Origin of the sequence: Legionella waltersii (assembly GCF_001468085.1) — a bacterium.
Classification (GTDB): Bacteria; Pseudomonadota; Gammaproteobacteria; order Legionellales; family Legionellaceae; genus Legionella; species Legionella waltersii.
The window spans coordinates 156,652-170,194 of record NZ_LNZB01000015.1 but is presented as its reverse complement, the minus strand read 5'-3'; the positions used below and the strand labels follow the sequence as shown (position 1 = coordinate 170,194).

Genomic DNA, 13,543 nt, shown 5'->3' with positions numbered 1-13,543 from the left:
ACATGAAGGCTAATTTATTATCTAGATTTTCTAGAGAAAACTATGCATTTTTTTCGGGCAATTCAGTCGCTATTAGTTCTTCAAGTGAGCAGTCAGATTCATTAAGTGACAGACTCTCTTTTAATGCACTTAATTGACTTATCATAGCTTGTGGCTGTAGAGGGTTGTTATAAAAACTCAATATATATTTAGTTAATTCAGTAGAGTTACAATCGTATTGTAAAAACTCAGGAACCATCATTCGATTGACCAATAAATTGCATAACCCTAAAAATTTTACTTTTATAAAATACATCGCGACTAAGTAGCTTATAAACTTGCCTTTATAGATTATGCACATGGGCTTTTCAAGTAAAGCTGACTCAAGAGAGGCTGTTCCTGATGCAACTACAACAAAATCGGCTGCAGACATCGACTCTATAGACTGTGCTTGAATTAAACTAAGTTTTATCTGTTTATCTTTAGTATAGGATTCAATTTTCTTAGGGCAAATGGTACCAGCTATTGGGATGATAAAATGCAAGTCCGGTTTTGCTCTGGAAAGTTTCATTGCAGTTTCTATGAGTACTGGCATATGCTTTTCAACCTCATTGTTTCTGCTTCCTGGAACTAGCGCAATGATTTGTTCGTCTTCTCGGAGGTTTAATTTCTGTCTATTGGACAGTTTATCTTGCTGCTTCTCGAGTTTACTGACTAAAGGATGACCTACAAAGGACACGGGAACTCCAGCTTTTTGATAGATGTCTTTTTCAAATGGAAGTATAACGGCCATATGGTCAACACATTGCTTGATTAGATGTATGCGTTTCGCTTTCCATGCCCATATTTGAGGACTAATGTAATAGATGATTTTTAGTCCGAGCTTCTTTTTAGCATATTTTGCTAATCTCAAATTAAATCCTGGTGAGTCTACTAGGATTAAGAGATCGGGTTTGGTGTTTGCTAAATGATTTTTTATAGTCTGTAATGCTCTATGGAGAACTCTAATATAAGGAATAACCTCAATAAGTCCAGTAATTCCATAGCGTGCTAAATCGGATACGAGCTTTGCTCCAGCATTTTGCATATGCTGACCACCTACACCACTTATTTCTATAGAGGGATCACTTGCTTTTAGTTTATGAATAAGCTCGGCAGCATGGTGATCCCCTGATTCTTCGCCGGCCACAATGACGATGTGTCTAGCTCGTTGCATAACGCTCTACTAGATTCGAGTTAATTAATGTTGTTATTTTTTCTGCTGTTTTAAGAGCATCTCGACCTTCTTCTCCAGTAACCATAGGCACAGTGTCCTGATCCACGCATTTTACAAATGACTTAATTTCTTCAAGCAAAGCATCACCTTTTTCAAATTCCTTTTGATCCATGGTTATGTCTGGTATACCTGGAAACATTTCACCAGTACCTTTCTTAAATACAGCAAACTGCTTGTTTTGATAATCGATAGAGATGTAGGAGTTATCTTGAAAAATTCGAGTTTTTCGTTCAACTTTAAAGCTAATTCGACTGGCTGTGACATTGGCAACACAATGATTGGCAAAAGTAATACGAGCATTGGCAATATCAATATCTTGAGTTAGAACTGGAGCTCCATGTGCCATAATGGACTTGATGGGGCTTTGTACTATATTTTGAATGATGTCGATATCATGAATCATTAAATCAAGTATGACGTTAACATCAGCGCCTCTGGGGTTGAAAGGGGCTAATCTTTGGGACTCAATAAATAATGGAGCATCAAGATAATCATCTAATGCTAGCCTAGCTGAATTGAAGCGCTCAAGATGTCCAACCTGGAGTTTTACGTGATTCATTTTAGCAATTTGTATGAGCTCGTTTGCTTGCTCAACTGTTTCTGTAATTGGCTTTTCAATCAACACGTGAATCCCTTGTTTTAAGCAATCTAAAGCAATTTCATAATGCTTGTTTGTTGTAGCTGCTATGCTAACAGCATCCACACTTCCAAATAATTCACGGTAATTAAGGTAAGCAGGTACATTAAGCTCTTTGGAAACCGCTTCACAGGATTCTGGATTTACATCACATACACCAACTAATTCGACATTCGGTAGTAAATGATATTTTTGGGCATGAAAACGTCCAAGATAGCCTACCCCAATTACGGCACAACGTATTTTACTCATTTGTTCAACATGTGATAATAATTTGTACTTATGATCGCATTTCCTAGGTGATAAATCAATTTTAAATCGTTATTATAGCGCAACTATTCATACACTTGCTTTTAAGGAATACAGAATAATGAATAAGGACAGAATAACAATCACTGCTGGGGTTGATGAAGTAGGTAGAGGTCCATTGGCTGGAGACGTTGTGACTGCTGCAGTGATATTAAGTCATCCTATAGATGGCTTAGCAGATTCAAAAAAATTAACAGCACTTCAACGGACAAAGTTGTCTTTCAAAATACAGGAGCAAGCTCTAGCTTACGCCTACGGTCGAGCAACTGTAGCAGAGATAGACGAGTTAAACATTCATTATGCGACCTTGTTGGCGATGAAGCGCGCTGTAGAGGCCTTACCAATTATTCCCGATTTTGTGTTAGTGGATGGAGCACACTCTCCAACATTGAGCGTTCCTTGTAAGGCGATTGTGCAAGGAGACTCATTGATTCCGGAGATAAGTGCTGCATCAATTCTTGCTAAGGTATTGAGGGATGCTGAAATGATAGAGCTTGAAAAAGCATACCCTGGGTACGGTTTTTCAGAGCATAAGGGTTATCCCACGAAGGCACATAAAGAAGCGTTGTTACGTCTGGGGCCTTGTGCGATACACCGAAAAAGTTATGCACCTGTAGCCGCTCTTTTTGCTTAGTTTCTAGTCCAGGCTGTTAAATAGGATCCTATGGGAGCTGATGGACATTAAAATCCCAAAGCTAGCTAGAAAAGTAACCATAGCTGTTCCACCATAGCTTACAAGAGGCAAGGGAATTCCAACGACAGGAAGAATTCCCATAACCATACCTATATTCACAAAGGCAGACAAGAAAAAAGTCATGGCAAGGCTTGCAGCTAAAAGTCTAGTAAACGATGTTTGGGCGTTCCTAGCTATGGTTAAGCTTCGTAAGGACACAACAACCATCAGCACAATAATAGCAAAGCTACCCATGAAACCAAATTCCTCACCACTTACTGCAAAAATAAAATCTGTAGCATGCTCTGGTAAAAAATTTAAATGGGATTGGCTTCCCTTTAGCCAACCTTTACCCATTACACCGCCTGAGCCGATAGCAATTTTGGATTGAATAATATGGTATCCAGAACCCAATGGATCTTGTTCTGGATCCAGCAAGGTATAAATTCTCTGCTTTTGGTAGTCATGCATGAAGTTCCAAACTACTGGAACAGAGGAACAAATTAACACCGCAATTAATAAAATAATTTTAAAGCGAATCCCTGCAATAAATACCACGCACAATCCTGCTGCACTCACCATAATGGCAGTCCCTAAGTCTGGCTGTTTGGCAATAAGTAAAGCCGGTAAAAAGATAATGAGAAATGCAACTCCTATAGTCTTCAAATTGCTCGGCTGTGTTTGACGATCAAAATACCAAGCGGTCATCATAGGCACGGCTAATTTCATTATTTCAGATGGTTGAAAGCGAAATAAGCCTAACTCAAGCCATCTTTGAGCACCTTTACCTATCTTTCCCATCAGCATTACGCCAATTAAAAGGGATAATCCAACACCATAAATCCATGGTGTCCAAATTTTATATTTGTGGGGCGGTATGAATCCCATTACAACCATAATCATCAAAGCGAAGACCAAACGTATAGACTGGCGAAAGATCATGCTCATGTTGGCATTAGAGGCGCTATATAATATCAAAAGCCCAAAACCTATAAGCACTAAAAGCATAATGAGCAATGGGAAGTCAATATGAAGAGATTGGGCAGTAAATCGATAGACTGGTTTTGCAGTTTGTCTTTTCATGATGATTCTTTCAATGGGTAGAATTGGTAATAAGTATCCAGTACTTGCCTAGCAACAGTAGACGCTAGTACATCGTTTTCAACGACAACAGCGATTGCAATGTCAGGATGATCTACAGGGCTAAATGCAATAAATAATGAGTTATCTCTCAGATGCTCAGGGATATCCTCGTACTTTGCTTTTTCATATTGCTTTCCACTATACACTTGAGCTGTTCCAGTTTTTCCACCCACGGGATAGGGAGGGTTTCTTCCAAACCGATATCCCGTTCCTTCGTTGCTGATCAAAACGTTGTGCATGGCCTCTTTAACAATGTCCCAATTTGCCTTTTCGTGCAATTTGATGGTTTTTTCTTTTAAAGGTTTGTACTCTTCCACTGCATTATTATCGCTATTAACTGTTTTCATTAAGAGGTGGGGTTTAAATCTTTTTCCATGCTGGCTCAATGCGGCTGTTGCATTTGCCATTTGTAGGGGAGTTGCAAGCATAAATCCTTGTCCTATCGAGGATATTACTGTATCACCAGGATACCAGGAAACTCCTTTACTTTTACGTTTCCATTCTGCAGTAGGAACAACACCATTGGCTTCTTCATAAAGATCAATGTGAGTTAATTGTCCTAAACCAAACTTCATAAGCATTTTGGCGATATTGGTGATTCCCATTCGATATCCAAGTTGATAAAAATAAATATCGCAAGACACAGTAATGGCTCGTTTAAAGTTAATGACTCCATGCCCAGTTTTTTTCCAATCTCGGTATACATGACTTGCTGTGGGTAGTCTGTATTTACCATAGTCCCAAATTTCGGTATCTGTTGTTACAAAACCATTATCAAGACCAGCTAGGCCAACAAAGGGTTTAATGGTTGATGCTGGCGGGTACACGCCTCTGACTGCTCTGTTAAACAAAGGTCTTTGTAATGCATTCGATAGAATTTTGTAGTCATCCTTACTGACTCCACTCACAAAAATATTAGGGTCAAAACTTGGGGAGCTGACCATAGCTAGAACTTCACCATTGTGTGAGTTGATGACAACTACTGCTCCTCGTTTATCTTTTAAGGCTTTGTATGCCGCTTCTTGTAGCCTAACATCAAGGCTTAAATAGAGCTTAGCCCCTGAGTGTGGGAATATTTTATTGATGACTCTTAATGTTCTGCCACTTACATCAGTTTCAGCCATTTGATAACCTACTTTTCCGTGCAGAATATCCTCATAGTATTTTTCAACACCGGCTTTACCAATGAAATTGGTAGCTCGATAGTTTGTAGGATCTACTTGCTTTAATTCTTCAAGGTTTATACGGCCGACGTAGCCTAGTGCGTGAGCAGTCATTTCACCAAGTGGATAATGGCGCATTAGACGTGCTTTAATGTTAACTCCAGGATAATGGTACTGATTACTGGCAAATATAGCGACTTCTTCCTGGCTTAGCTTTAATTTAATCGGTATGGGCACAAACGCACGATTCTGTGACTTGGCTTTATAGAAATTATCGATATCCTCATTTGTAATGGAGGGTAGCAGTTTTTGTAACTTGGCAAGTGTTTTCTTCATGTTCTTTACTCGCTCAGGAGTGATTTCAAGCACGTAAACAGGAATGTTTTCAGCGAGTAGAACCCCATTTCTATCTAAAATGACGCCTCTTGGTGGTGCAATGGGAATAACATTCACTTGATTTTTAAGTGATAGGGTTTGGTAACGCTTAAATTCTGAAATTTGGAGGTAGGCAAGTCTAAGAACTAGAACCAAAGATAGAATAATTAAAAGTGCGATTAATAAATTAAGCCTAAACTGTTGATGTTGAGATTCGATACGATAATTTTTGAAAGATTGATTTCGATACATCACAGACAGTTTTTCTAAGTGAATAACAAATCAAATATAGTAACTGAAAAGTGGTATTTTTACCAATGGTTCTCTGAAATGAGGTGGAAATTGAGGTGGCCGGGAAAAAGGGGACCCATTCCACCGAGTTCCATCCCCGTTATTGACCCAGATGATCTTATTTATGATATGGATGGTTGTTAATTATTGACCAAGCTCGATAAAGCGCTTCAACCAAAACAATCCGCGCAAGCGGATGAGGAAGTGTTAACTTTGATAAAGACCAGCGCTCATGACATCGATTCAAGACGTCGGGTGATAGGCCTTCAGGGCCACCTATAATAAAGCAGAAATGGCTGCTTACATTTTGCAATTGAGTAATACGTGTTGCCATCTCTTCGCTGTTAAATTCCTTTCCATAAACATCCAAGGCAATGAGGTGGCAATTGTTGGGTATGTTTTCTACTATGATCAAAGCCTCCTTTTCTAGGATTCGATTTAGGTCGGATGCTTTATTTCGTTTTATCAAAGGGATTTCAACTAGTTTTACTTGAATCCCATCCGATAAACGTTTTGTGTAATCATGAGTACCTTGATTAACCCAATCAGGCATTTTGTTTCCAAGCGAGATAATGGTTAATTTCAACATACACGGTCTAAGTAGGACTGGGAATTTCTTCCCAAAGACCTTCTAAGTTATAGAAATGTCTTAGCTCAGGTTGCATGACATGCAGTATAATATCGCTAAAATCAATTAACGCCCAATCACCATGCTCGACACCACTTGCGCTTAGGGCGGGAGTTCCTGAGGCTTTCATGTCCTCCATCACCTTTTGTGCTATCGACTTTACGTGTCTAGATGAACGACCTGATGCAATGACCATGAAATCTGTAATTGTGGTTTGCTTGTGAACATCAATCACTTTGATGTCTATCGCTTGGATATCATCAAGAGATTTGAGTACTTTTGTTAATGTTTCTGTTGGCTCAGTCATAAATAGGGAAAGTTTCCATCAAAAAAACTTGAATCATATCAATTTTTATTGGTCTTTGACAATTCATTATGTTCATTACATTGAATATGGGTGAGCAGAAACTTGATAACTGCATAGATTATTACACACCCTAAGCTGGCAATGAATAAAATACCTAATTGTTGATTAAAAGCGGAAGCATAAAGTGATTTCAGCACCATGATACTCTTTTCACCAGTAGGAATAGCTGTTAAAGAAGCTAATTTACCAGAAAGAAATGCTCCTATACCTAGAGAAACGAAAAAGATTCCCATCATGGTACTGACTTTATTTTTATCAGCCAACACAGTGATCGCTGCCAAGCCAACTGGGGATAACAGTAATTCGGCCACAGAGATCATCAAATAAGCTGGAATAACCAAGATAGGGGATATCAAGACTTCTTTACCTATAAAATTACTAATAACAGCAATGATTGAATAGGCTAATGTCATAAATACCATGGCTAATACAAATTTTTTCCCTGTACTTAAGCCTCTTTCGGTTAGAGACATGTGGTGATGCTTTTTAGAAAGATAGTAGCCAATAAGGAGCATTCCTAAGCTTTGAACAGTAATGTAGTAGGGTGGTGGGAAATCAATACCCAAAAAGCTTGGTTGAACTACACGAGATATAAACAATGTGAGCGACATAAACATCTCAAAATAGAAAGCCCAGAAAATAACTGAGATAATGCAGAGCAAACCTATAACAAGAGTTTGACGTGACTGGTTGGTACTCTCTCTATTGACGGAGTATAAAATGTAGCTTGCAGAAAATAAAACCACTAAGCCAAACATAATATTGGCTAATTTAGGTGAGTATAAAATATAAAAAGACAAGCCCCAAAGAGAGAGAATTAAAGCTGCAGCACCTAATATACTCTTTAGTTGCAACTGAAATGGATTATAGTCCTTAATTCGATAATGGGTAATTCCAAACAGAAAAACCATAAAGGCAATGACTAGGCCTATTGCCGCACTTAAAAATGAAGTTGACCATCCAAATGATTCACTAAGTTGGCTAGGTATGGTTGTGCCTAAAATAATCCCTGTTGTAATACCCATGTAGAAGATGGTAAAACCACTTTCTCTTTTAGTTGAGCCAATCGGGTATTCATTACCTAATAACGAGGAAATGTTTGGCTTGAGTAATCCAGTTCCTACAGCAATACTTGCCAATGAACCTACTAATGCTGAATGTCCAGAAATTACCGATAAAAAACAATAACTTAGTCCAAGAATTATAGCACCTAGAAGAATAGCTCTCTTTTGTCCAATTAATTGATCAGCTATCCAGCCTCCAACTATAGGAGACAGATAGGTTAGGGCTGTAAATGAACCTACTAATGCATAAATATCCTTGTCTGCCCATTGAAAATGATTCGCTAAATAGAGCGCGAGTAACGATTGTACAGCGTAAAAGCCATAGCGTTCCCACATTTCAGTGGTGAAGTATATACGGAGAGATTTTGGGTGTTTTTCCATAGTACTCATGGTTATGCATTAAACAATAAAAAATTATACCATATTAATATCAATTTGAGTATATAGTGGTCAACAAATGGTTCATGTATTCAACTTTAGTCATTAAATCGGTAAAGAATGATGGGTGGCGGGGGGCGAACCCTGAGGGATCGACTCATTTTTTAAAATGGGGCATTTATACCAAAGGTCGGGTGTTTCGCCAAATGGCGCTGTCTTAAGCGGCGTCATTAGGTTCTTCTATACGGCCAACATCGCTCCGCTTGCTGACGCGCGCGGCTCAGTTCCTTCTTTGCTGTCTGAATCAAATCCTAGTCACAGCAGGGAAGGAACTGAGCCGCGCGCGTCAACAAGGGATACGAAACTATACGCTTTCACGAATGACCCTGCTTAAGGCAGCACCATTTGGCGAAGCGCCGGACCTACGCTTACTGACCATCATAGAAGAGATTAGTTGAGGCAATATAATTTGAGTCGATTCCTCAGGGTCCGTCCCCTAGAACCTCCATGTCCATCGGGTTTTCCTGGGCTTAAAAAGAATTTGAACAGACATTTTCGAAGATTCATGTGTAGTGTATTATGTTAATTTAATTTGAAGTGCTTGAAATCGAAAGGGATTGTTATGGAAAAAACAAAGCGAATCATTGCAGCTCCAAAGGGAGATAGAATACAGACAAAAAGCTGGCTAACAGAAGCTGCTCTTAGGATGATTTGCAACAATTTAGATCCTGCAGTTGCTGAAAACCCTGACTCGCTCATTGTCTATGGAGGATTGGGGAAAGCAGCAAGAAATTGGGAGTGTTTTGATGCGATTATAGATGTGCTAAAACAACTCGATTCTGATCAAACCTTATTGATCCAATCTGGTAAGCCTGTGGGTGTATTTACAACGCATGAAGATGCACCAAGAGTTCTCATTGCAAATTCAAACTTAGTTCCTCGATGGGCGAGCTGGGAACATTTCAATGAGCTGGATAAGAAAGGCTTAATGATGTACGGTCAGATGACTGCAGGAAGCTGGATCTATATAGGTTCCCAAGGAATTGTCCAAGGAACTTATGAGACTTTTGTAGCAGCTGCTAAAAAACATTACAACGGCGATTTATCGGGTCGATGGATATTAACTGCGGGCTTAGGTGGAATGGGGGGCGCGCAGCCTTTGGCAGGAACTATGGCCGGAGCAAGTGTCTTAGCGGTGGAATGTGATATTACCAGAATTGAAAAGCGTCTGAAAACAAAGTACTTGGACAGATACACGGCTGATCTAGATGAGGCTTTAGAGTGGATTCAACAGTCCTGTGAAAGGAAGGAACCTTTATCAGTTGCACTATTAGGTAATGCTGCTGATGTCTACCCGCAATTACTCATTAAAGAGGCTACCCCATCTCTAGTCACTGATCAAACCAGTGCTCATGATCCTTTGAACGGCTATTTACCCTTGGGTTGGACAATGCAAAAAGCTGAAGAATTGAGACATACAGCGCCAGCAGAAGTAATTAGAGCTGCTAAAGAATCCATGGCTGTTCAGGTCCATGCAATGCTTGAGTTTCAAGCGAAGGGAATTCCTGTATTTGATTATGGTAACAATATCCGTCAAATGGCTTTCGAGGCTGGGGAGCATAATGCTTTTGCTTTTGAAGGGTTTGTTCCAGCTTATATAAGACCGTTGTTTTGTGAGGGAATTGGTCCATTTAGATGGGTTGCACTATCTGGAGATCCAGAAGACATTTATGCTACTGATAAGGTGGTGAAAGAACTAATACCGAATGAACAGCACTTACATCATTGGCTTGATATGGCTAAAGATAAAATTAGCTTCCAAGGGTTACCTGCTAGAATATGCTGGGTTGGTTTAAAGGATAGGGCACGGTTAGGACTCGCATTTAATGAAATGGTAAAAAATAAACAAGTGAAGGCGCCTATTGTTATTGGTAGAGATCATCTCGATTCAGGATCAGTGGCTAGTCCAAATCGTGAAACGGAAGGAATGATTGACGGTAGTGATGCGGTATCCGATTGGCCTTTGTTAAATGCTTTATTAAATTGTGCCAGTGGCGCAACTTGGGTCAGTATCCACCACGGAGGCGGCGTTGGCATGGGTTTTTCTCAGCACGCAGGTGTTGTTATTGTGGCTGATGGAAGTGAGAGGGCTGCAAGTCGCTTGGCCAGAGTACTGCATAATGATCCTGCTACAGGGGTTATGAGGCACGCAGATGCTGGGTATTCCATAGCAAAACAGTGCGCCAGAGACAATTCACTTTGGTTGCCAATGCTTAAGTAGAAGGAGCAATTTGCATGTCAGAACAATTTATTCTTCATCCGGGAACGCTAACTCTAAGCACTATAAAGCTGATTATGATGCAACATTTAGAGTGTTGTTTATCAGAAGCGGCGTACGATTTGATTCATGCATCACATCAAACAGTGAAGCAGGTTATTCAAGAAAATCGGACAGTATATGGAATCAATACTGGTTTTGGTTCATTAGCAAACCAAGCCATTAGTCCAGATAATTTAAAGCAACTCCAACGCAATATAGTGCTCTCTCATGCCTGTGGAACTGGAGAACTATTACCTGATGATGTTGTGGCTTTAATATTGCTTCTTAAGATTAATAATTTAGCACAAGGGTATTCAGGTGTAAGACTTGAGTTAATTGAGTCATTAATCGCTTTATTTAATCATAGAGTTTATCCCTGTATTCCTTGTAAAGGTTCAGTTGGCGCTTCGGGGGATTTAGTTCCTTTGGCTCATTTATCCCTACCTTTACTTGCAGAAGGACAAGTACGTTATGATGGGAAGTTGATTCCTGCTAGAGATGGTTTGAGCATAGCTGGTATAAAGCCGTTGGTGTTGGATGCAAAAGAAGGCCTTGCTCTTTTGAATGGGTTGCAAGTATCTACCGCGTTAACCTTAAAAGCATTGTTTGAGAGTGAAAAAATCTTTGAAACAGCTGTTGTAGCTGGGTGCCTTAGCGTTGATGCAGCTCAAGGTAGCGATGTACCCTTCGATGATCGAATACATCAAATTAGAGGACATAAAGCGCAGTCAATCGTTGCTGCAATGTATCGATCCTTATTGTCAGGAAGTGACATTCGTGAATCTCACAAGCAGTGTAATCGAGTTCAAGATCCATACTCACTCCGCTGCCAACCACAAATAATGGGAGCAGCTTTCCATCAAATGGGGTTTGTCGGTGAAACTTTGCAAGTAGAAGCGAATGCTATTTCGGATAATCCCTTAGTATTTGCTGAACAAGGAGATGTCTTATCTGGTGGAAATTTTCACGGTGAAATTATCGCTATGGCAGCAGACAATTTAGCTTTGGCAATTGCTGAAATAGGAGCAAGTTCAGAGCGAAGAATAGCTTTATTAATCGATAAAAACTTTAGTGGATTACCTGCCTTTCTGGTTAAGGAAAGCGGGTTAAACTCTGGTTTTATGATTGCGCATGTAACAGCGGCGTCTTGTGCAAGCGATAACAAGGCACTTGCCCATCCTCATTCTGTAGACAGTATACCAACGTCTGCGAATCAAGAGGATCATGTTTCTATGGCAACCAATGCAGCACGACGATTATTTGCAATGATAGATAATACACGGACTATCTTAGCGATTGAATTATTAGCGGCTTGTCAGGGATTAGAGTTTCATAAACCGTTAACAACTTCTCCTCAATTACAGCAAATCCATAAGAAACTTAGGTCGGTTGTTCCTCCTTATGATAAGGACAGGTATTTTGCTCCAGACATCGCAGCTGTTAAAAGCATGATTGCTGAGGGTGTGTTTGCGGTATCAAACGATAATTTAAATTCTTGAGGAATCTGATGGACTTACAAACAACGTTTACTGAGCTTCAAAAGAATTTCCAAAGCGCACCTTATCCATCTCTAGCGGAGCGTAAACAGAGATTGAGCAAACTAAAGACATTGCTTCAAGAAAAAGCTCTTGTTTTATCTGAAGCAATCAATAGTGATTTTACTCATCGTTCAACCGAAGAGACGCTATTTTTAGAGCTATTTCCAATAATCAAAGCCATTGACTATTGTCTTAAACACACCAAAGGCTGGATGAAGAAAAAGCGTAAAAGTGTTTCATGGTTGCTATTTCCTGCAAAAGCCTATGTGTTTCCTCAACCCCTAGGTGTGATTGGAATTATGGTTCCATGGAATTACCCTGTCTATTTATCACTGGTTCCAGCAATTTACGCCATAGCAGCTGGAAATAAAGTGATGATTAAAATGTCTGAGTTGTCTACCCATATTGGTGAAACACTATCTCAATTAATCCAATCAATTCATCTGCAATCTGAGATAGCGATTATTAATGGAGATGTTAGCGTTTCACGAGAGTTTTCTTCTCTGCCGTTTGCGCACATACTCTTTACGGGATCTACCCAAGTTGGAAAATTAGTCATGAAAGCTGCAAGTGAAAACTTGACGCCAGTGACATTAGAACTAGGTGGTAAATCGCCAGCAATAATCTCTAAGTCTATGAATAAACGTTATTTTAAACGGCTGTTTATGGGTAAATTATTTAATGCTGCTCAAACTTGTATAGCCCCTGATTATTTATTAATACCGAAAGGGTGGGAGTCTAAAATTGAAGATGAGCTTAGAGGATTTATCCATAAGTCTTATCCGGAGTTAATGAGTAATAAGAACTATTCAAGCATTATTTCCTCTCATCATAAACAACGTCTATTAGATATGCTAGAAGATGCTCGGACTAAAGGAGCACGAATTGTAGAGTTTGGAGAATTAAGTTCTGAGACGAGAAAGCTACCACTTTATCTATTATTTAATGTCTCTAAAGAGATGAGAGTGATGCAAGAAGAGATATTTGGACCCATTTTGCCAGTTTTGAGTTACCAAAGCTTTCAGGAAGCAATCGATTATATTAATTCCGAGCCTAATCCATTGGCATTGTACTATTTTGGTGAGAATAAGAAAGAACAGCAAATAATTAAAACACTAACTCTTTCGGGTGCCTTTACAATTAATGATACAATCATGCACATTGCTGTTGATGATTTACCATTTGGAGGTGTAGGAAATAGTGGAATGGGCCATTATCATGGCCAAGAAGGATTTAATGCTTTTTCAAAGTTAAAGCCTATTTTTGTACAGCGTTTTATATCCACTGTATCCTGGCTTTATCCACCCTATGGAACTCTAATGAGATCTTTTCTATCGTGGATTGGGGGCATTAAGTTGAGAGGTGATGAATTTAATCGTCACTGATTATGAAATTAATCATT

General features: G+C 39.4%; 11 protein-coding genes. 4 read left to right on the top strand and 7 right to left on the bottom strand.

Annotated elements, in window-relative coordinates; translation table 11 throughout:
• Positions 1-40 precede the first annotated feature (40 nt).
• Together lpxB and Lwal_RS03975 are read right to left on the bottom strand one after the other, a co-directional pair.
• On the bottom strand, positions 41-1,195 hold the full coding sequence (gene lpxB, locus Lwal_RS03980; RefSeq protein ID WP_058479625.1) for a lipid-A-disaccharide synthase: 1,155 nt from the start codon (positions 1,193-1,195) through the stop codon (positions 41-43).
• Positions 1,182-2,144 (bottom strand): Gfo/Idh/MocA family protein, encoded by a 963-nt coding sequence (locus Lwal_RS03975; protein ID WP_058479624.1) that lies wholly within the window; start codon positions 2,142-2,144, stop codon positions 1,182-1,184. Before Lwal_RS03975 ends, lpxB begins: the two co-directional genes overlap by 14 nt.
• A 118-nt stretch (positions 2,145-2,262) precedes the next feature.
• Between Lwal_RS03975 and rnhB the strand changes: the two genes are divergently transcribed.
• On the top strand, positions 2,263-2,835 hold the full coding sequence (gene rnhB / locus Lwal_RS03970; protein WP_058479623.1) for a ribonuclease HII: 573 nt from the start codon (positions 2,263-2,265) through the stop codon (positions 2,833-2,835).
• 3 nt (positions 2,836-2,838) lie between these two features.
• Here the strand turns inward: rnhB and rodA are convergent, their stop codons facing one another.
• The 5 genes from rodA to Lwal_RS03945 all read right to left on the bottom strand — a co-directional run bounded on the left by rodA (position 2,839) and on the right by Lwal_RS03945 (position 8,286).
• Positions 2,839-3,957, bottom strand: coding sequence for a rod shape-determining protein RodA (rodA, locus tag Lwal_RS03965; protein WP_058479622.1), 1,119 nt, complete (start codon positions 3,955-3,957; stop codon positions 2,839-2,841).
• Positions 3,954-5,807, bottom strand: coding sequence for a penicillin-binding protein 2 (gene mrdA / locus Lwal_RS03960; protein WP_058479621.1), 1,854 nt, complete (start codon positions 5,805-5,807; stop codon positions 3,954-3,956). Before mrdA ends, rodA begins: the two co-directional genes overlap by 4 nt.
• Positions 5,808-5,964: 157 nt before the next feature.
• Positions 5,965-6,435 carry a 23S rRNA (pseudouridine(1915)-N(3))-methyltransferase RlmH gene (rlmH, locus tag Lwal_RS03955; RefSeq protein WP_058479620.1) on the bottom strand — a complete coding sequence of 157 codons (471 nt, stop codon included), beginning with the start codon at positions 6,433-6,435 and terminating at the stop codon, positions 5,965-5,967.
• Positions 6,436-6,442: 7 nt separating this feature from the next.
• The gene (rsfS, locus tag Lwal_RS03950; RefSeq protein ID WP_058479619.1) at positions 6,443-6,781 is read right to left on the bottom strand and encodes a ribosome silencing factor; all 339 of its coding nucleotides are present in this window, start codon (positions 6,779-6,781) and stop codon (positions 6,443-6,445) included.
• A gap of 38 nt (positions 6,782-6,819) precedes the next feature.
• The gene (locus tag Lwal_RS03945) at positions 6,820-8,286 is read right to left on the bottom strand and encodes a peptide MFS transporter (protein WP_058479618.1); all 1,467 of its coding nucleotides are present in this window, start codon (positions 8,284-8,286) and stop codon (positions 6,820-6,822) included.
• A gap of 619 nt (positions 8,287-8,905) precedes the next feature.
• On the opposite strand from Lwal_RS03945, the gene hutU reads away from it, so the two are divergent.
• From hutU to Lwal_RS03930, 3 genes are read left to right on the top strand one after another with little or no spacing between them, the layout of a single operon-like run.
• Entirely contained in the window at positions 8,906-10,564 is a 1,659-nt protein-coding gene (gene hutU, locus Lwal_RS03940) for a urocanate hydratase (RefSeq protein WP_058479617.1), read from the top strand.
• Positions 10,565-10,578: 14 nt separating this feature from the next.
• On the top strand, positions 10,579-12,102 hold the full coding sequence (gene hutH, locus Lwal_RS03935) for a histidine ammonia-lyase (RefSeq protein WP_058479616.1): 1,524 nt from the start codon (positions 10,579-10,581) through the stop codon (positions 12,100-12,102).
• A gap of 8 nt (positions 12,103-12,110) precedes the next feature.
• Complete coding sequence (locus Lwal_RS03930; protein ID WP_058479615.1) at positions 12,111-13,526, top strand: coniferyl aldehyde dehydrogenase; 1,416 nt, start codon at positions 12,111-12,113, stop codon at positions 13,524-13,526.
• The last annotated feature ends 17 nt before the right edge of the window (positions 13,527-13,543 follow it).